Raw genomic sequence first — 17,782 nt, 5'->3', positions numbered from 1 at the left:
GGCTGTATAATTTATACATGCGTCTATAATTGAGTGTAAAACCATGAGTAGCTCTGCAGGCTTTGTTTTTCGTCGCCCCGTGCTGGCCGGCCAGATTGCGGATGGGCTGACCGGTGCGGGCCTGCTGGACTACAGCTCCGGGCTGTTCCTGGCCGCGCCCCGGCGTACCGGGAAAAGCACCTTCCTGCGCGAGGACTTGATCCCCGAGTGCCAGAAACGTGGCTGGCTGGCGGTGTATGTCGACCTGTGGAGCGACCGTGAAACTGATCCGGCAGAGCTGATCGCCACGGCCATCGCCAATGCGCTGGTGCCGTTTGAGAAAGGCATTCGCAAGCTCGCCAAATCCCTGGGGGTGGATAAGCTCAATTTCCTGCGCACGCTTTCCTGGGATTTCACCCAGCCGCGGCTGCCACCGGGCGCGACGCTCAGCCAGGCGCTGGAGCTGTTGCACCAGGCTTCGGGGCAATCGCTGGCGCTGGTGATCGATGAAGCCCAGCACGCGCTCAGCACTGATAGCGGCATCAACGCCATGTTCGCGCTGAAGGCTGCCCGGGACGAGCTGAACCAGGGGCGTGAGAAGCCGGGCGTGTATATGGTTTTCACCGGTTCGAACCGGGACAAGCTGGCGCATCTGGTGCTGAGCCGCAGCCAGCCGTTCTTTGGCTCCAGTGTCACTACTTTTCCGCTGCTCGGCAAAGAGTTCACCTGCGCCTATACCGCATGGCTGAACAAGCATCTGGCGCAGAGCAACCAGTTCGATGCTGCCGACGTGGAGCATGCCTTCGAGCAGGTGGGGCGGCGTCCGGAAATGCTGCGCGCGATCATCAGTACCGTGGCGCTGGAACTTGGAGAGGCCGGAAATCTTGGCGCGCTGTTGCGCAGCGGCGCCGAGGCCGTGCTCGCGGGTGCCTGGAACGAATTCGAAAGCGCGTGGAACACCCTGACCTTGCCGCAACGCGCCGTGTTGCAGGTGATGGTGGATCGCTCGCTGGCCAGCGAACCGTTCGCGCCTTTCGCCGATGCCACCGTGCTTGCAGTCAGCAAGGTGCTGGAAACACTGGGCAGTGGCCTGGTGCCTGGTACCCAGACCATCCAGGCCAGCATCGAGGCGTTGCGCGAGAAAGAACTGGTGTGGAAATCCAGCCGGGGTGCCTATGTGTTGGAGGACAAGTCCTTTGCCCATTGGCTAAGCCTGCGCAAACCGGCGTAGCAGCTGCCGCAGGCTGCGTCCGGGGCGCCGCGGTCCTGCAGGCACGCCGCCGGACGCCGCCTTCGGCAGCTGCTACGCGGATGCTTATACCGCTTAGCTCGCGTCGCCTGCTTCGCGGCCAAGGCCGGCTCCTACCACGAACGCTGTAGGAGCCGACTTTAGTCGCGATGCAGACGAAGCCATTTCAAGACGTTTGGCTGTTCAGCAGGGCTTGGACCAGGCCGCGGGCCGTGTCGATTTGTTGGGCCAAGGACAGCGCCAGGCCGTGGGCGGTGTCACCGGGGCATTCGGTGAGTTCGAAGGCGCAGGCTTCGGCACCCTTGAGCAAGACGCTCAGGTGCGCCAGGGCATCCTCGGCGCTGAAGCCTGGGGTGATAGTGAAGAGGGGGAGGTTGTTGGCGTCGAGAGGGCCGAAGGTGGCGGTCCCGGTCTGGCAGTTGTTCATTTGCTATCTCTCTGGCAAAGGCTGGCACCTTCCTTCTCACGGGAGAGGTGGCAGCTGTTCGCGGGGTGAGAAACCGGGAGATAGAACCGGCCAGGCATAAGCCCGCCCGCGAGCAGCTGCCATAACTGGCTGCCTTTCGCGATCTACCTCCGGGTTCTCACACCCGGCCGTCAGGTTTGACGACGGCGGAAGAGTAGCATCGCCCCCCGGGGGACTCGTGTCAGGCATTTCCGATCATACAGTAGTCCCGTTCCCAATCACCCCCGTAGCAGCTGCCGCAGGCGGCGTCCGGGGCACCGCGATTCTGCAAGCACGCCGCCACGGGCGGTGACGTCAGCGGGTCTTGAGCAGCAGGGCGCACGCGGCCTTGTAGGCGTCGTGCTGATATTTGTTCAGCGAGGCGGGCAGGGCGAGGTCGTGTTTCTTCGCCTGGGCGTTGATGGTCTGCGGCGACACCAACTGCACGTCGCAGCCTTCCAGCAGCTGCAGCATGCCTTCGATTTTGAAGGTGATGGGGCCGCCGGCGAATTCGCCCTTCTTGCTGCGTTTCTTGATGGCCAGGTGGGTGATGCCGTTGGCGCTGACGAACTCGGCAAGCTGACGGGCAAAGGCTTTCACCTGCGCGGCATCCTCATCGTCGTCCAGGGCCAGTTTCTTGAGTGGCAACGCCAGGTGCTCAAGGGTGCCGCTTGCGTGGCTGGCCAGGGCGAAGATGGCTTCACTGGCCTTGATGTCGATACCGCAGATTTTCATAAAATGCCTTGGTGAAAGAGGGGCTTACTGCTCGGGCACATCGCCTTCGTCACCCGGGTTGGCCAGGGTCTGCAGGTATTCCGACCGTTCGTCGCTCTTCTGTGCGATGCAGTCGTCCTGGGCAGTGGTGAATTCCGGGGTGCCCGGCTTGGCTTCGAAGGTCTCGATGGCGCAGTCGGCGTCGCGGGTCTTCTCCCACTGGGCCTGGGCGGCGGTCACCAGGTCCTTCATCTTGGCCTGCTTGGCCGGTTCGCCGCTGAAGTTGGTCTTGGCGCGGTCGAGCAGGTCCTTGTAGGCGTCCTTGAGCTCGCTTTCGGCGGTTTTCTTGTTGTACGCCGAGCAGGCCAGGCTGGCCTTGCTGTCGTCAACGTTGTCGCAGGGGGTAGGGCCGTCTTCGGCCGCGTGGGCACCCAGGGAAGCCAGAGCCAATACCAGTAACCAAGATTTCATGTGCGAGATCCCCGCCAAGATGAGCAGAACAATGGCGGGGATTTTGGCGCACGGCGGGGCTAAAGAACAGTGCCCAAACGGTGAAACCCTACTTTGAAGCAGGACGTCTCGTTTAAAGCTGTATTTCCTCGAAGATCAAGCGCCCCAGCCGCTCCGTCTCTTCATTCACGACAGGCAGTATCTGATCCAGATCCGCCAGCTTGATCGTCAATACGCAGGCGCTGCCAAAATTGTCGTAGTCACGTTTCCATTCGGCAGCTGGGCGCCCGTTTCCGTGCAGCATTACGGCAGTGTAGTGGGCAAAAAACAGACCAACACATAATCGGTCATCAGCAGTAAAAACGGGCGCGGTCTGGAAGGAATAGTCCTCTTGGGTGGTTATACCAGGCTTGCGCAGCAACGCCTTGCCCTGTTCGGTCCTGGCCTCCCCCTGCAGGCTTTGCTCAATGAGTGGAAGCACTGCGGAAAGTTTTACTTGCCTCGCCAGGTAGTCCGTCACGCGCGGTATGGTGGGCCATGGCATGCTGAATCGAGGCACGCTCCCCCTCTTTGAAACTTGCCAGCCAAAGTCTGTAAAGGCCGCGGCCCATATCCCTCGGGCCTTGGGGTTTAATAAATCAACGCGTTCTGCGTACATTTTGAGTTGGGCCAGACGGCAAAACTGCAGGAAGCCGTTCATGTAATCGTCCTCCAGCCCTGCTTTGGCCTGGATTACGGCTTGGCTGGCAATCAGCGCTACATTGCGTTTTGCGGCGCTTGGGAGGGGGGCTTCCGTGACTGAGGCGCGATAAGGCTTGGGAGGCAATGTGGCAACGAAATCCCTCAGGTCGTTTCGAAGTACGTCGAGATTCAACAATGGCATCGTAGGCTCCTTGCTAGTGGTAGTCGGATCAGGCGCTGGTGGGGGGCTGATCCTAGTCGGCTGGTGTGCCCGACTATCAGAACGTAAGCCTTCTCAGCCATCAGGCAGGCCTGTGACGCTTTCAACAAACCCCCTGTCGTTTTTGCATCCGGCTGCCGGGGCGCGCAGGCATATGCTGGCTCCAAAGCGCCGGCAGACGATTCGGCGCAGGTACATACCTAAAGGGGACAGCCTGATGAGCCCAGCCGAACTGCACGCCGACAGCATCGTTATCGACGGGCTGATCATTGCCAAATGGAACCGTGAGCTGTTCGAGGACATGCGCAAGGGCGGCCTGACCATGGCCAACTGCACCGTCTCGGTGTGGGAAGGCTTCCAGGCCACCGTCGACAGCATCTGCAAGAGCCAGAAGTTGATGCGCGAAAACAGCGACCTGGTGATGCCCGTGCGCAGCACCGCCGACATCCGCAAGGCCAAGGAGCTGGGCAAGACCGGTATCCTGTTCGGCTTCCAGAACGCCCATGCCTACGAAGACCAGATCGGCTACGTGGAAGTGTTCAAGCAGCTGGGCGTGGGCATCGTGCAGATGTGCTACAACACCCAGAACCTGGTGGGCACCGGCTGCTACGAGCGCGACGGCGGCCTGTCAGGCTTTGGCCGCGAAATTGTTGCCGAAATGAACCGCGTGGGGGTGATGTGCGACCTGTCCCACGTGGGCTCCAAGACGTCCGAGGAAGTGATTCTCGAATCGAAAAAGCCGGTGTGCTACTCCCACTGCCTGCCTTCCGGGCTCAAGGAGCACCCGCGCAACAAGTCCGACGCGGAACTGAAGTTCATCGCCGACCACGGCGGCTTCGTGGGCGTGACCATGTTCGCGCCGTTCCTGGCCAAGGGCATCGAGTCGACCATCGACGACTACGCCGAAGCCATCGAGTACACCATGAACATCGTCGGTGAAGACTCCATCGGCATCGGCACCGACTTCACCCAGGGCCACGGCCAGGACTTCTTCGAATACCTGACCCACGACAAGGGCTATGCCCGGCGCCTGACCAACTTCGGCAAGATCATCAACCCGCTGGGCATCCGCACCGTGGGCGAATTCCCGAACCTGACCGAGACCCTGCTCAAGCGCGGCCACAGCGAACGCGTGGTGCGCAAGATCATGGGCGAAAACTGGGTCAACGTTCTGAAGGACGTGTGGGGCGAGTAACGCCTTAACCCGCCTCACCCCCTTATTTCAAATTTCTGGAGTTAAGTTTCCATGGCCAAGATCGCCCCGCAATTGCCAATCGAAGTCGACAGCGAGACCGGTGTCTGGACCTCCGACGCCCTGCCGATGCTGTACGTACCGCGGCATTTCTTTGTCAACAACCACATGGGCATCGAGGAAGTACTGGGCGCCGATGCCTACGCCGAGATCCTCTACAAGGCTGGCTATAAATCCGCCTGGCACTGGTGCGAGAAGGAAGCCGAATGCCATGGCCTGGAAGGCGTGGCGGTGTTCGAGCACTACATGAAGCGCCTGTCGCAACGCGGCTGGGGCCTGTTCAAGATCCAGGACATCGACCTGGAAAAAGGCACCGCCAGCGTCAAGCTTGAGCACTCGTGCTTCGTGTACGTGTACGGCAAGGTCGGCCGCAAGGTGGACTACATGTTCACCGGCTGGTTCGCCGGCGCCATGGACCAGATTCTGGCTGCCAAGGGCAGCGCCATCCGCACCGTCGCCGAGCAGGTGTACGGCGGTTCGGAAGAAGGCCACGAAGATGGCCTGTTCACCGTCAAGCCGTTGTAAGTCGAGGACACCGTCATGGCTTTCGAAGCGATGTTCCAGCCGATCCAGATCGGCAAGTTGACGATCCGCAACCGCGTGCTCAGCACCGCGCACGCCGAGGTCTACGCCACCGATGGCGGCATGACCACCGATCGTTACGTCAAATACTACGAAGAGAAAGCCAAGGGCGGCATCGGCCTGGCGATCTGCGGCGGCTCGTCCAGCGTGGCCATCGACAGCCCCCAGGGCTGGTGGAAATCGGTGAACCTGGCCACCGACAAGATCATCCCGCACTTCCAGAACCTGGCCGACGCCATGCACAAGCATGGCGCCAAGATCATGATCCAGATTACCCACATGGGAAGACGCTCGCGCTGGGACGGCGAGCACTGGCCCACGCTGATGTCGCCGTCGGGCATCCGCGAGCCGGTGCACCGCGCCACCTGCAAGACCATCGAGCCCGAGGAAATCTGGCGCGTGATCGGCAACTACGCCAGCGCTGCGGCGCGGGCCAAGGCCGGCGGCCTGGACGGCGTGGAGCTGTCGGCGGTGCACCAGCACATGATCGACCAGTTCTGGAGCCCGCGGGTCAACAAGCGTACCGACGAATGGGGCGGCAGCTTTGAAAACCGCATGCGCTTCGGCCTGGAAGTGATCAAGGCCGTGCGCAAGGAAGTGGGCCCCGATTTCTGCGTGGGCCTGCGCATCTGCGGCGACGAATTCCACCCCGATGGCCTCAGCCACGAGGACATGAAGCAGATCGCCAAGTATTACGACGACACTGGCATGATCGACTTCATTGGCGTGGTGGGCTCGGGTTGCGACACCCACAACACCCTGGCCAACGTTATCCCCAACATGAGTTACCCACCGGAGCCGTTCCTGCACCTGGCCGCTGGTATCAAGGAAGTGGTGAAGGCGCCGGTGCTGCACGCGCAGAACATCAAGGACCCCAACCAGGCCACGCGCATTCTCGAAGGCGGCTACGTGGACATGGTCGGCATGACCCGCGCGCACATCGCCGACCCGCACCTGATCGCCAAGATCAAGATGGGCCAGGTGGACCAGATCAAGCAGTGCGTGGGCGCCAACTACTGCATCGACCGCCAGTACCAGGGCCTGGACGTGCTGTGCATCCAGAACGCCGCCACCTCGCGTGAATACATGGGCGTGCCGCACATCATCGAGAAATCCACCGGGCCCAAACGCAAGGTGGTGGTTGTCGGTGCCGGCCCGGCGGGCATGGAAGCGGCGCGGGTGTCGGCCGAGCGTGGCCACGACGTGACGCTGTTCGAGAAGAAAGACTTCATCGGCGGGCAGATCACCACGGCGTCGAAGGCGCCGCAACGTGACCAGATCGCCGGCATTACCCGCTGGTTCCAGCTGGAACTGGCGCGCCTGAAGGTGGACCTGCGCCTGGGCACTGCCGCCGACGCGGCGACCATTCGCGACCTGCGCCCCGACGTGGTGGTGCTGGCCGTGGGCGGCCACCCGTTCCTGGAGCAGAACGAGCACTGGGGCGCCGAAGAAGGCCTGGTGGTCAGCAGCTGGGACGTGCTGGACGGCAAGGTGGCACCGGGCAAGAACGTGCTGGTGTACGACACCATCTGCGAGTTCACCGGCATGTCGGTGGCCGACTTCCTCGCCGACAAGGGCGCCCAGGTGGAGATCGTCACCGACGACATCAAGCCGGGCGTGGCGATTGGAGGTACGTCGTTCCCCACCTACTACCGCAGCATGTACCCGAAAGAAGTGATCATGACCGGCGACTTCATGCTGGAAAAGGTCTACCGCGAGGGCGACAAGCTGGTGGCGGTGCTGGAGAACGAGTACACCGGGGCCAAGGAAGAGCGCGTGGTGGACCAGGTGGTGGTGGAGAACGGCGTGCGGCCGGACGAGAAGCTCTATTACGAGTTGAAGCAGGAGTCGCGCAACAAGGGCCAGATGGACATCGAGGCGCTGTTTGCCATCCAGCCGCAACCGGCGCTGAGCCAGGCCGGCGATGGCTACCTGCTGTACCGCATCGGCGACTGCGTGGCCCAGCGCAACACCCATGCGGCGATCTACGACGCCCTGCGCCTGTGCAAGGACTTCTGATCCTGACGTGACCACCTGTGGGAGCTGGCTTGCCAGCGAGCTTTTCTGGGCCCTCAAAAGCTCGCTGGCAAGCCAGCTCCCACAGTGTCCCTTTTTTACCAGGACGCTCATTGTTCTTGGGAGCCTGCATCATGCTGAACACTATCCTCCCCATCCTGCTATTCGCCGCCCTGGCCCTCGGCGTGCTCGGCGCCGTGCACCGGGTGCGCCTGTGGCGCCAGGGCCGGCCGGCTGCGGTCGACCTGCTGGGCGGCCTGCTGGCCATGCCGCGGCGCTACATGGTCGACCTGCACCACGTGGTGGCGCGCGACAAATACATCGCCAACACCCACGTGGCCACGGCCGGTGGCGCGGTGCTGTCCATCGTCCTGGCGATCCTGGTGCACGGCTTCGGCCTGCATAACCGCATCCTTGGCTACGCGCTGCTGTTCGCCACCGTGGTGATGTTCGTCGGCGCCGTGTTCGTCTTCAAGCGCCGGCTGAACCCACCTTCACGGCTGTCGAAAGGCCCATGGACGCGGCTGCCGAAAAGCCTGCTGGCGTTCTCTGCAAGCTTCTTCCTGCTGACCCTGCCGGTGGCTGGCATCCTGCCTGCCGACTTCGGCGGCTGGGTGTTGGCGGCGGTTCTGGCGGTGGGCGTGCTGTGGGGCGTGTCCGAGCTGTTCTTCGGCATGACCTGGGGCGGGCCCATGAAGCACGCCTTCGCCGGTGCCTTGCACCTGGCCTGGCACCGTCGCGCCGAGCGCTTTGGCGGCGGCCGTTCCACCGGCCTGAAGCCGTTGAACCTGGCCGACCCGGCTGCGCCGCTGGGCGTGGAAAAACCCAAGGACTTCACCTGGAACCAGCTGCTGGGCTTCGACGCCTGCGTGCAGTGCGGCAAGTGCGAGGCCGCCTGCCCGGCGTTCGCCGCCGGCCAGCCGCTGAACCCGAAAAAGCTGATTCAGGACATGGTCGTGGGCCTGGCCGGTGGCACTGACGCCCAGTTCGCCGGCAGCCCCTACCCGGGCAAGCCAATCGGCGAGCACGGTGGCAACCCGCACCAGCCCATCGTCAACGGCCTGGTGGACGCCGAAACCCTGTGGTCGTGCACCACCTGCCGCGCCTGCGTGGAGGAGTGCCCGATGATGATCGAGCACGTCGACGCCATCGTCGACATGCGCCGCCACCTCACCCTGGAAAAAGGCGCTACCCCGAACAAGGGCGCCGAGGTGCTCGACAACCTGATCGCCACCGACAACCCCGGCGGCTTCAACCCCGGCGGGCGGATGAACTGGGCGGCTGACCTGAACCTCAACGTGATGAGCGAGAAGAAGACCGCCGACGTGCTGTTCTGGGTCGGTGACGGTGCCTTCGACATGCGCAACCAGCGCACCCTGCGCGCCTTCGTCAAAGTGCTGAAGGCGGCCAAGGTCGACTTCGCCGTGCTGGGCCTGGAAGAGCGCGACAGCGGCGACGTGGCCCGCCGCCTTGGCGACGAGGCGACGTTCCAGCACCTGGCCAAGCGCAACATCCAGACCCTGGCCAAGTACAGCTTCAGCCGCATCGTCACCTGCGACCCGCACAGCTTCCACGTGCTGAAAAACGAATACGGTGCCTTCAATGGCAAGTACGAGGTGCTGCACCACAGCACCTTCATGGCCGAACTGGTCACTGCGGGCAAGCTCAGCCTGGGCCAGCACAAGGGCGGCAGCGTTACCTACCACGACCCGTGCTACCTGGGCCGCTACAACGGCGAATACCAGGCCCCGCGCGACGTGCTCAAGGCCCTGGGCATCGAGGTGCGCGAAATGCAGCGTTCCGGCTTCCGCTCGCGCTGCTGCGGTGGCGGTGGCGGTGCGCCGATCACCGACATTCCCGGCAAGCAGCGTATCCCCGACATGCGCATGGACGACATCCGCGAGACCCAGGCCGAGCTGGTGGCCGTGGGTTGCCCACAGTGCACGGCCATGCTCGAGGGCGTGGTCGAGCCCCGCCCCCTGATCAAGGACATCGCCGAACTGGTGGCTGATGCGCTGGTGGAAGAGGCAGCGACGGCAAAGCCAATGCCGGCTAAACGTATCCCTGCGGAGGTGCACTGATGAGCGACATTATTCGCCGCGACCCGCGGGCCGAGAGGATCGCCCGCAACCGCCTGCATCCGCTGCACGCGGCCATGCAGCCGGTGCAGGCGTCCTGGATGGGGCCTGCGGGCGTCATCCGCAAGAACCCCCATGCCGTGGGCTTCATCGGCCCCAATGGCATCAAGCGCATTGACCGCAGCGGCGCGCAACAGGGCGGCACGAGCAAGCGCTCAGCGGCCGTGGAGGTGCTGTTGCCGCTGCATCGAGTGCCGGAGCCGGCGTTCTACATCGCCGTGGTGCCGGACATGGTCGGTGGCCGCCTCAGCAGCCACGACCGCGACCTGCTGGGCCTGGCCCATCAGCTGGCGGGCAGCGACGGCGCAGTGCTGGCGATCGTCTTTGGCGAGCACAAGGAAACCAGTTTCTCCACCGCCGGTGTCGACCGCCTGCTGGAAATCAGCGGCGACGAATACGACGGCTACGCCCCCGAGCAACGCATCCAGGGCCTGCGCGCCGTGGATAACCAGTTCAACCCGCGCCATTGGCTGCTGCCCGACAGCCGCAGCGGTGGCGGCGAGCTGGGCCGGCGCCTGGGTGCCAGCCTGGGCGAGCGCCCGGCCACGCGCATCTGGCAGGTCAAGGACGGCCGTTGCGTGGGCCGCGCTGGCGCCGGCCAGCAGGACATCAGCCGCATCTTGCCACGGCTGATCCTGGCTGCGGCCGAATGCGCCGAGCCGGTGGATGAAAGCCGCCACGAGGCGCTGCCGGTGCAGTTATCCACAAGCGTGGCGCGCAGCCTGTCGCGCATCGAAGACCTGGGTGCGGTAGCCGTGGACCCGGCCGCCATTCCCATGGCCGAGGCCGAGTTCATCTTCTCCGGCGGCAACGGCGTGCGCGACTGGGAGCTGTTCCACAGCACCGCCGCGGCCCTGGGCGCCACCGAGGGCGCCTCGCGGGTGGCCGTGGACGATGGCTTCATGACCCGCGACCGCCAGGTGGGCGCCAGCGGCACCTGGGTCACCGCGCGGGTCTACGTGGCCGTCGGCATCTCCGGCGCCATCCAGCACCTGCAGGGCATCGGCGCCTGTGACAAGGTCATTGCCATCAACCTCGACCCCGGTTGCGACATGATCAAGCGCGCCGACCTCTCGGTGATCGGCGACAGCGGCGAGCTGCTCAAGGCGCTGATCGCCGCCGTGGACGCCTACCGTAACCAAGCCAAGCGCGATGCCGCCTGAGGTGCACATGAACATGAAAGTCGTCAGCCTGGTCTCCGTCGGCGCCCACCCTACCTCCGGCCGCAGCCGCCGTGCCGAACAGGACGCCCGCGCGGTAGAACTGGGCCTGCAGCTGGCTGGGGATAACTTGCAGGTGGTGCACGCCGGCGACGTCCGCGAGCCGGCCCTGCGCAGCTACCTGGGCATGGGCCTGGCGCACATGGACGTGCTCGAACAACCGCCGGGCAGCGACGTGCTGCCGGCCCTGGCCAACTACCTGCACGACGTTGGCGCGCAACTGGTGCTGGCCGGCAGCCAGGCGGAAACCGGCGAAGGCTCGGGCATGCTGCCGTTCCTGCTGGCGGAGCAGCTCGGCTGGCCGCTGGTTACCGGCCTTGCCGAAGTGGAGTCGGTAAGCAACGGCGTCGCCCAGGTGCTGCAAGCCCTGCCGCGCGGCCAGCGCCGGCGCCTCAAGGTGCGCCTGCCGCTGCTGGCCACCGTCGACAACGCCGCCCCCAAGGCCCGCCAGAGCGCCTACGGCCCCGCCCAGCGCGGCCAGTTCCAGGTGGACCGGGTGGAAATCGTCGAAGACCCGTTATCCACAGGCGCCGAACTCAGCCCCGCCAAACCGCGGCCCAAGCGCTTGAAAGTGATCAAGGCCAAGAGCGGCGCCGACCGCATGAAAGCCGCCACCGCCAAGGCCAGCGGTGGCGGCGGGCAGGTGCTCAAGGGCGTGAGTGCCCAGGAAGGCGCGCAGGCGATATTGAAGTTGTTGGTGGAGGAGGGGGTGGTGCGCTGACCAACGCGCTCAGCCATTCCCCAACCCGTGACGCGGCCTGTGCCCCGTAGCAGCTGCCGAAGGCTGCGTCACAGGATCTGCGCATCAGGCTCCCCGCCGCCCCAACCCTTCCCACCGAATATTCACCCACACCATGAACAACCCCCGTGGCTGCACCGGCCTGGCACGCCGCGGCTGCTGGCGACGCAACCAGTAGGCCACCGTCACCACCCCTGCCAGGCACAGCGGCAGCCCTACCTGGAGCACCTCCTGCCAGTCGGTGTGGGGTTCGGCGCTGGCGAGGCTGATGCCCAGCAGCAGGGCGATGGCGAGGGCGGCGATGAGGCTATCCGAGTGCATGGGCTATCCCTTTTATTGGTGCAAACAGATTGATCAAGGACCTGGTGCGCGGCAACCCCGACAGGTGTAGGGGGTGTTGGCCCCAGTTGCCCACATTCCGTGTGGGTGGGCGTGTGGATAAGTTGTTCGTGCTTCGCCAGGATCCAGGCGGATCAAGGGCTGCAGCGCTTTGATCATTAAATGACCAAGGTAAGTGGCTGTTTTTTAGCGGTTTTCGCTGTGGGTAAAACCCGGTGGCCAGCGAATGTTTCCCACAATCCTTGTTGGTGCCTCTGTGGATAATCTGTTCGCGTAACGCTGGGAGCCTTGCGTGGCAAGGCTCGCACAGGTTTGGTCGTTTTTTGAGCAAAATGATGGTTTTGGCTGATACAGGCGCTGGAATCCCAATAAACCGCGGGTTTCAGCGGTTTTCCACAGGGCCTGGGGCAGGGCGTCAAACTTGCGCACAAAGTCTGTTGGCGTAACTGTGGATAAGGTGTTCGCCTATGGCTACAGGCCTTGTAACGCGTGGCCTACGGAGCTTTGATCGATTTTTGATCAATTGGCGCTGGGGAAGGTGATTCTGAATAAGTCACGGTTTTTCTTGGGTTTCTTGCACAGGCGGGCAGCAGTTGCCCACATTTGCTGTGGGCCTGGCTGTGGATAAGATGTTGGTGCAAGGCTGCAGGGCCAGCAGGGCAAGGCCGCGATGGGTGTTGATCGAATTTTGATCAGATGGGTTGGTGACTTTGTAGCAGACCGCTAGCGGCAGCAGCGACAGTCTGGTTGAGATTTAGGCCTCGAGCATGCCGCACCACTCGATCCTCCACACGCCCGAAGCCAGTTTCTGTACATGGAAAATGACTCGCTCACCTGGCCTTAAGGTCTTGAAACCTTCCCTATCGATGACCTTGTAATGAACCACTAGGTCTTGGCCACCAAAGTCCGGCCCTCCGATGTCCGGTGTGATAAAGCCATAACCCTTTTCTTCGTCAAAGGATTTGACGGTTCCGCGCACGTTTTCGTAGTAGCTCATGGTTTTTCTCCCCGCTGATATGGTTTGTGTTGGCTGTCATCAGGGGGTAGTGGAGCATGTACAGCGGCGGGCGGTAACTGTCAGAACTAACAGGTACAAGTTTGCGCATGCCTGGCGGCAGCTTCTACAGCAAGCCGCCAGGCGTCTGGGAGGGAAACTACTCGTGCACCGCCACGCCCTTCAGGTACGGCGCTGGCGCGGCCCCAAGGTTGCTGAGCATGCGCTCGCTGTACCAGTCGATGAAGTTCACCACGCCAAACTCGTAGGTCTTGGAGTACGGGCCGGGCTGGTAGGCGGTGGAGTTGATGCCTTTCTGGTTTTCCTCGGCCAGGCGGCGGTCCTGGTCGTTGGTGGCGTCCCACACCTGGCGCATGCGGTCCACGTCGTAGTCCACGCCTTCCACGGCGTCCTTGTGCACCAGCCACTTGGTGGTGACCACGGTTTCCTGGGCGCTGATGGGCCACACGGTGAAGACGATGATATGGTCGCCCATGCAGTGGTTCCAGGAGTGCGGCAGGTGCAGGATGCGCATGGAACCCAGGTCCGGGTTCTGGATGCGCCCCATCAGCTTCTTGCAGCCGACCTTGCCGTCCAGGGTCATGGACACGGTGCCTTTGAGCAGCGGCATGCGCACGATGCGGTTGCGCAGGCCGAAGCTGGCGTGGGCGTAGGGGATCTTCTCGGCTTCCCAGGCGGCGGCGCTGGCCGCCACGTGGTCCTTGAAGGCCTGGTCGGCGCGCGGGTCGGTGACGTCGTCCCACTCCAGCAGGGTTTTCAACAGCTCGGGGTGGGAGCCGCCGCAGTGGTAGCACTCGCGGTTGTTTTCCAGCACCAGCTTCCAGTTGGCCTTTTCCACCAGGGTGGTGGTGATCGCCACCTTGGTGTTCTCCATGTCATAGGGTTCCATGTAGTGCTCGAGCGTGCGCAGGAACTCGTCGATGGCCGGTGGGTTCTGGGCCAGGCTGATGAAGATGTAGCCGCCGGCGGTCTTCACGTTCACCGGTTTCAGGCCGTACTGCTTCATGTCGAAGCCGGCGCCCATCTCGGTGCCGGCGAACAGCAGGCGGCCGTCCAGCTCGTAGGTCCACTGGTGGTAGTGGCACACCAGCTTGGCCACCTTGCCTTTCTCGCTGGTGCACAGGCGCGAGCCGCGGTGGCGACAGACGTTGTGGAAGGCATGCACCACGCCATCGGCGCCGCGCACCACGATGATCGGGTTCTTGCCGATCTGCAGGGTGATGAAGTTGCCCTTGGCCGGAATCTCGCTGGTCATGCCGGCGATCAGCCATTCCTTCTGGAAGATCTCCTGCATGTCGATGTCGAACAGGCGCTCGTCGTTATAGAACGGCTGCGGCAGCGAGAACGTGCGCTCCCGGGTCTGGAGCATCTCAGCGGTGGCCTTGCGTGCGGGTTCCAGCGGGTCGCCCAGGCTCAGGGTAGCGGTAACGTCCATCGTGTGTGTCCTCATGGCCATCTGTGCGGCCGCGAAAAGTGGCTGATACGGTTTGCAACGCAAGGCTTCATTTACAGCGGTTCATTTGCCGTGGAGTGTGCGTCCGCCGTGGCCGCGAACCTTATCCATGGGCGACATGGCCCAATCCATTCCCGACGCGCCAGCCCTTGCACCATGGGGCTGGTCGCCATAAGCATGTGAATGTCGCAGATAGGAAAGTGACAGCGACACGGCCCACGCAGAATCCTTCCCCATGAGGCCGGCAGTCGGCCGTGGAGATGAGCATGTCGAACAGCTTCCTGAGCCCGGTAAACACCCAGACATGGGCCAATGGCCGCCATGTGGTCCGTTGCGTCAAGGTCATCCAGGAAACCTGGGACGTGCGCACCTTCTGTTTCATGGCCGACCAGCCGATCCTGTTCTTCTTCAAGCCGGGGCAGTTCGTGACGTTGGAGCTCGAAATCGAAGGCCAGCCGGTGATGCGTTCCTACACCATCTCCAGCTCGCCGTCGGTACCCTACAGCTTCTCCATTACCATCAAGCGCGTGCCCGGCGGGCGGGTGTCCAACTGGCTGCACGACACCCTGCACGAAGGCCAGGAGCTGGCGGTGCACGGCCCGGTGGGGCTGTTCAATGCCATCGACTTCCCGGCACCCAAGGTGCTGTACCTCAGCGGTGGCGTCGGCATTACCCCGGTGATGTCCATGGCGCGCTGGTTCTATGACACCAACGCCAACGTCGACATGGTCTTCGTGCACAGCGCCCGCTCGCCCAAGGACATCATTTACCACCGCGAGCTGGAACACATGGCGTCGCGCATCGACAACTTCAGCCTGCACATCATTTGCGAGAAGCACGGGCTGGGAGAGCCATGGGCAGGCTACCGCGGCTACCTGAACCACAAGCTGCTGGAGCTGATTGCCGCCGACTTCATGGAACGCGAGATCTACTGCTGCGGCCCCACGCCGTACATGAACGCGGTGAAGCGCCTGCTGGAGGCGGCCGGCTACGACATGTCGCGCTACCACGAGGAGTCGTTCGGCGCCACGCCGCCCGAAGCCCGCGCCGACGCGGTGGAGAATGCCGAACAGGCCGCCGAGGCACCGGAGCCCGATGCCAGCGAACTGCACCAGGTGGAGTTCACCGCCGCCGGCAAGAGCATCCGCGTGGCCCCGGGGGAAACGGTGCACGCGGCCGCAGCCAAGCTCGGCCTGATGATTCCCAAGGCCTGCGGCATGGGCATCTGCGGCACCTGCAAGGTGATGAAGCTGGGCGGGGAGGTGGAGATGGAGCACAACGGCGGCATCACCGACGAAGACGTTGCCGATGGCTACATCCTGTCGTGCTGCAGCGTGCCGAAGGGAGATGTGCGGATCGAGTATTGATCCAAAGCTGTAGCCGCTGCCGCCAGGCTGCGCTGGCCCTGATGAACACTGGAGATCTTCAGTGAGGCACAGGGCCAGCGCAGCCTGACGGCAGCGGCTACGGTGTTTCTGTTACAGGCTGAAACGCGCCACCATGTTGTTCAGGTCCACCGCCAGGCGCGACAGCTCGGCGCTGGCCGCGGTGGTCTGGGTGGCGCCGGCGGCCGATTGCACCGACAGGTCGCGGATGTTCACCAGGTTGCGGTCCACTTCGCGGGCCACCTGGGCCTGCTCTTCCGCCGCGCTGGCGATCACCAGGTTGCGCTCGTTGATCTGCACGATGGCACCGTTGATGGTGTCCAGGGCCATGCCGGCGCCCTTGGCGATGTTCAGGGTCGACTCGGCGCGCTCGGTGCTGTTGCGCATCGAATTCACCGCCTGCTCGGTGCCGCCCTGGATGCTGCCGATCATGCGTTCGATCTCGGCAGTGGACTGCTGGGTGCGGTGCGCCAGGGCCCGCACTTCGTCGGCCACCACAGCGAAACCACGGCCGGCTTCACCGGCGCGGGCGGCTTCGATGGCGGCGTTCAGGGCCAGCAGGTTGGTCTGGTCGGCCAGGCCACGAATCACGTCCAGCACCTTGCCGATGTCGCGGGACTCGTCCGCCAGGTTGCCGATCAGGTCGGCGGTGCTCTGCACGTCGGCGCTCATGCGCTCGATGGCGCCCACGGTTTCCTGCACCAGGTCGCGGCCGTCGCTGGCCGAGCTGGTGGCGTCCTTGGAGGCTTCCGAGGTGCTGACGGCGTTGCGCGCCACTTCTTCCACGGCGCTGGTCATCTCGTTGACGGCGGTGGCGGCCTGCTCGATTTCGTGATTCTGCTGGGTCAGGCCACGGGCGCTTTCGTCGGTGACGCTGTTCAGCTCTTCAGCAGCGGAGGCCAGTTGGGTGGCCGAGCCGGAGATGCGCTGCAGGGTGTCGCGCAGTTTTTCCTGCATCTTCTCCATGGCGATCAGCAGGCGGGCGGCTTCGTCGCGGCCTTCCACGTGGATCGGGCGGGTCAGGTTGCCTTCGGCGATCTGCTCGGCGGCGGCCAGGGCCTGGTCGATCGGCCCGACGATGCTGCGGGTCAGCAGCCAGGCGAACAGGAAGGTCAGCACCGCGGCGATGATCAGCAGCGTCACCACCAGGGTGAAGGCCGAGGAGTACTGGGCGGCCGCGGCGTTGTTCATGTCGGCGGTCTGCTGGGTGTTGATGGTCACCAGGTTGTCCAGGGCGGTGTTGACCCGGGCCGAGTTGTCCTGCAGGTCACCGTTGACCACCTTGCGCAGGGTGTCCAGGTCGTTGGCGCTGTTGGCCGCGCGCATGCGCATTTCCAGCTCGTGGTATTCGTCCAGCGCGTTTTTCAGCTGCCCGTAGGCCGCACGCTCTTCAGGGCCGGCGATCAGCGGTTCGTAGGCGGCCTGGGCCTTGGCGATCAGTTGGTTGCGCGAGTCCAGCAGCTTGAGGGTGTCGGCCTGGGTCTGGGCGTCGCGGTTGGACAGCAGGCGGTAGGCCAGCACCCGCATGCGCAGGGTCATCTGGGTGATCTGGTCGAGGTTGGCGATGCTGGGCAGGGTGTTGCCCTCGATCTCTTCGCCGGCCTTGCGGATGTTACCCATCTGCACGAGGGCGAAGACGCCGAGGATGATCATCAGCGCGCCGATGAAGGCGAAGCCGGACAGCGCGCGGGGCGCGATATTCATGTTGCGTAGGGACATGGCGGGTTCCAGATGAGGGCGCGCGGTCCTTGCGACACAAACAGATTTGCCATGACTATCGGACGCTGGGCGCCAGTCTTTAGGGGCCATTTGTCGCAGGGATGGGCCCGGGCCGGAACCGAATGGGCATATGCCGGTCCATCAGGGTCTGTTTCGGGTTTGGCCCGGAGCTTGGCCAGGGAAGGT

General features: G+C 63.7%; 16 protein-coding genes. 8 read left to right on the top strand and 8 right to left on the bottom strand.

Going from position 1 to position 17,782, the window contains the following annotated elements; all coding sequences use genetic code 11:
- Window positions 1–43 precede the first annotated feature (43 nt).
- Window positions 44–1,210 (top strand): hypothetical protein, encoded by a 1,167-nt coding sequence (locus tag RAM80_RS15030; RefSeq protein ID WP_416427259.1) that lies wholly within the window; start codon window positions 44–46, stop codon window positions 1,208–1,210.
- Between the two features lie 184 nt (window positions 1,211–1,394).
- On the opposite strand, the gene RAM80_RS15025 is transcribed toward RAM80_RS15030, so the two are convergent.
- The 4 genes from RAM80_RS15025 to RAM80_RS15010 form a co-directional block, all read right to left on the bottom strand.
- Window positions 1,395–1,655, bottom strand: a complete 261-nt coding sequence (locus tag RAM80_RS15025; protein WP_416427258.1) for a hypothetical protein — start codon at window positions 1,653–1,655, stop codon at window positions 1,395–1,397.
- A 333-nt stretch (window positions 1,656–1,988) separates the two neighbouring features.
- Window positions 1,989–2,408, bottom strand: a complete 420-nt coding sequence (locus RAM80_RS15020; RefSeq protein ID WP_416427257.1) for a DUF3010 family protein — start codon at window positions 2,406–2,408, stop codon at window positions 1,989–1,991.
- 24 nt (window positions 2,409–2,432) lie between these two features.
- Complete coding sequence (locus RAM80_RS15015) at window positions 2,433–2,858, bottom strand: lysozyme inhibitor LprI family protein (RefSeq protein ID WP_416427256.1); 426 nt, start codon at window positions 2,856–2,858, stop codon at window positions 2,433–2,435.
- 112 nt (window positions 2,859–2,970) lie between these two features.
- A complete protein-coding gene (locus RAM80_RS15010; RefSeq protein ID WP_416427255.1) occupies window positions 2,971–3,720 on the bottom strand; it encodes a hypothetical protein in 750 nt (249 codons plus the stop codon).
- A 235-nt stretch (window positions 3,721–3,955) separates the two neighbouring features.
- Here RAM80_RS15010 and RAM80_RS15005 point away from each other — a divergent pair, with 235 nt between their 5' ends.
- The 6 genes from RAM80_RS15005 to RAM80_RS14980 all read left to right on the top strand — a co-directional run bounded on the left by RAM80_RS15005 (window position 3,956) and on the right by RAM80_RS14980 (window position 11,667).
- A complete protein-coding gene (locus RAM80_RS15005; RefSeq protein WP_416427254.1) occupies window positions 3,956–4,933 on the top strand; it encodes a dipeptidase in 978 nt (325 codons plus the stop codon).
- Window positions 4,934–4,984: 51 nt separating this feature from the next.
- A complete protein-coding gene (locus RAM80_RS15000; RefSeq protein WP_027980258.1) occupies window positions 4,985–5,515 on the top strand; it encodes a DUF5943 domain-containing protein in 531 nt (176 codons plus the stop codon).
- A 15-nt stretch (window positions 5,516–5,530) separates the two neighbouring features.
- Window positions 5,531–7,591, top strand: coding sequence for a dimethylglycine demethylation protein DgcA (gene dgcA, locus RAM80_RS14995; RefSeq protein WP_027980259.1), 2,061 nt, complete (start codon window positions 5,531–5,533; stop codon window positions 7,589–7,591).
- A gap of 131 nt (window positions 7,592–7,722) precedes the next feature.
- Window positions 7,723–9,669: a dimethylglycine demethylation protein DgcB gene (gene dgcB / locus RAM80_RS14990; RefSeq protein WP_416427253.1), complete on the top strand. Its 1,947-nt coding sequence runs from the start codon at window positions 7,723–7,725 to the stop codon at window positions 9,667–9,669.
- Window positions 9,669–10,889 carry an electron transfer flavoprotein subunit alpha/FixB family protein gene (locus RAM80_RS14985; protein WP_416427252.1) on the top strand — a complete coding sequence of 407 codons (1,221 nt, stop codon included), beginning with the start codon at window positions 9,669–9,671 and terminating at the stop codon, window positions 10,887–10,889. The genes dgcB and RAM80_RS14985 overlap by 1 nt, the downstream gene beginning before the upstream one ends.
- Before the next feature lie 7 nt (window positions 10,890–10,896).
- Complete coding sequence (locus RAM80_RS14980; RefSeq protein WP_416427251.1) at window positions 10,897–11,667, top strand: electron transfer flavoprotein subunit beta; 771 nt, start codon at window positions 10,897–10,899, stop codon at window positions 11,665–11,667.
- Window positions 11,668–11,751: 84 nt separating this feature from the next.
- On the opposite strand, the gene RAM80_RS14975 is transcribed toward RAM80_RS14980, so the two are convergent.
- From RAM80_RS14975 to gbcA, 3 genes are all read right to left on the bottom strand, one after another.
- Complete coding sequence (locus tag RAM80_RS14975) at window positions 11,752–12,006, bottom strand: hypothetical protein (RefSeq protein ID WP_416427250.1); 255 nt, start codon at window positions 12,004–12,006, stop codon at window positions 11,752–11,754.
- 772 nt (window positions 12,007–12,778) lie between these two features.
- Window positions 12,779–13,021: a cold-shock protein gene (locus RAM80_RS14970; RefSeq protein ID WP_416427249.1), complete on the bottom strand. Its 243-nt coding sequence runs from the start codon at window positions 13,019–13,021 to the stop codon at window positions 12,779–12,781.
- A gap of 157 nt (window positions 13,022–13,178) precedes the next feature.
- Complete coding sequence (gene gbcA / locus RAM80_RS14965) at window positions 13,179–14,474, bottom strand: glycine-betaine demethylase subunit GbcA (protein ID WP_416427248.1); 1,296 nt, start codon at window positions 14,472–14,474, stop codon at window positions 13,179–13,181.
- 284 nt (window positions 14,475–14,758) lie between these two features.
- On the opposite strand from gbcA, the gene gbcB reads away from it, so the two are divergent.
- Window positions 14,759–15,859 carry a glycine-betaine demethylase subunit GbcB gene (gene gbcB, locus RAM80_RS14960; protein ID WP_416427247.1) on the top strand — a complete coding sequence of 367 codons (1,101 nt, stop codon included), beginning with the start codon at window positions 14,759–14,761 and terminating at the stop codon, window positions 15,857–15,859.
- A 111-nt stretch (window positions 15,860–15,970) separates the two neighbouring features.
- Here gbcB and RAM80_RS14955 read toward each other — a convergent pair whose 3' ends face one another.
- Window positions 15,971–17,530, bottom strand: coding sequence for a methyl-accepting chemotaxis protein (locus tag RAM80_RS14955; RefSeq protein ID WP_416427484.1), 1,560 nt, complete (start codon window positions 17,528–17,530; stop codon window positions 15,971–15,973).
- Window positions 17,531–17,782: the final 252 nt, after the last annotated feature.

This window comes from Pseudomonas sp. App30, from assembly GCF_047947025.1.
Lineage (GTDB): Bacteria > Pseudomonadota > Gammaproteobacteria > Pseudomonadales > Pseudomonadaceae > Aquipseudomonas.
Note: the sequence above shows the minus strand (reverse complement) of the source record. Positions and strands in the feature narration are given on the sequence as shown.